Origin of the sequence: Streptomyces calidiresistens (assembly GCF_014141525.1) — a bacterium.
Classification (GTDB): Bacteria; Actinomycetota; Actinomycetes; order Streptomycetales; family Streptomycetaceae; genus Streptomyces; species Streptomyces calidiresistens.
This window is the reverse complement of sequence record NZ_VKHS01001549.1, coordinates 1-479: the sequence shown is the minus strand read 5'-3', so window position 1 is coordinate 479 and position 479 is coordinate 1. Positions and strand designations below refer to the sequence as shown.

Annotated in this window: 1 protein-coding gene; it reads left to right on the top strand. The window is 76.2% G+C overall.

Annotated elements, in window-relative coordinates:
• The coding region (locus FOE67_RS28230) for an ATP-binding protein (protein WP_194444866.1) at nucleotides 1–474 on the top strand (474 nt) is incomplete at its 5' end.
• Nucleotides 475–479: the final 5 nt, after the last annotated feature.

Here is a 479-nt window from a genome sequence, read left to right as displayed (position 1 = left end):
GCCCCTCCCCGACGGATCGGGTTCGCGGAGCCGTGGCGGTACGAGCTGAACCTCCCCCGCGACCCCCGCGTGCCGGGCATCGCCCGCACCACCCTGCGGGCCGTACTCCGCTCCCACGGCCTGGACGAACTCCTGGACCGAGCCGAGCTGTTGGCCTCCGAGCTGATCACCAACGCCGTCTGTCACACCGGCGGCCCGGCCTCGCTCGTCCTGCGGTGGACCCACCCCGCCCTGCGGATCTCCGTCCGGGACAACGACCCCAACCCCTCGGTCGCCCGCGCCCCCGCGCCCACCCTCGACGCCCGCCGGGAGGCCCTCGACGGGCGCGGCCTGCTCCTCCTCGACGCCCTCGCCGACCGCTGGGGTCGCCACGCCCTCTCCTCCGGTCCGTCCGACACCCGCTCCCCCGGCGCCCCCACCGGCAAGTCCGTCTGGTGCGAACTCTCCCTCCCCGCCCCCACCGCGACGGCGTGACAGTG